The organism is Serratia silvae (assembly GCF_023282985.1).
Taxonomy (GTDB): Bacteria; Pseudomonadota; Gammaproteobacteria; order Enterobacterales; family Enterobacteriaceae; genus Chania; species Chania silvae.
Genome location: NZ_JAGQDC010000063.1, coordinates 1 through 296, shown reverse-complemented (window position 1 = coordinate 296; position 296 = coordinate 1). Strand labels below are relative to the sequence as shown.

The 296-nt window shown below is 46.3% G+C and carries 1 tRNA gene; it reads right to left on the bottom strand.

Annotated elements, in window-relative coordinates:
• Position 1 precedes the first annotated feature (1 nt).
• Positions 2–77: transfer RNA gene (locus tag KAJ71_RS23240), tRNA-Glu, on the bottom strand.
• Positions 78–296 lie beyond the last annotated feature (219 nt).

Here is a 296-nt window from a genome sequence, read left to right as displayed (position 1 = left end):
ATGGCGTCCCCAAGGGGATTCGAACCCCTGTTACAGCCGTGAAAGGGCAGTGTCCTAGGCCTCTAGACGATGGGGACCCGAAATTTGCTTATCGAATCACTGATTCGATAATTTCGGGTAAAGGTGAGATTTTTCGTGAAAAATCGAGCGCCATTGTCGTTTGTCACTGCACTAGACAGCCACAAATTTTCCGGCACTTACCTATACCACAAGGTTTTGTTTGCTCATTACTTTTCATCAGACAATCTGTGTGGACACTGCACTCAACTGCATATCTTTAGGTAAGGAGGTGATCC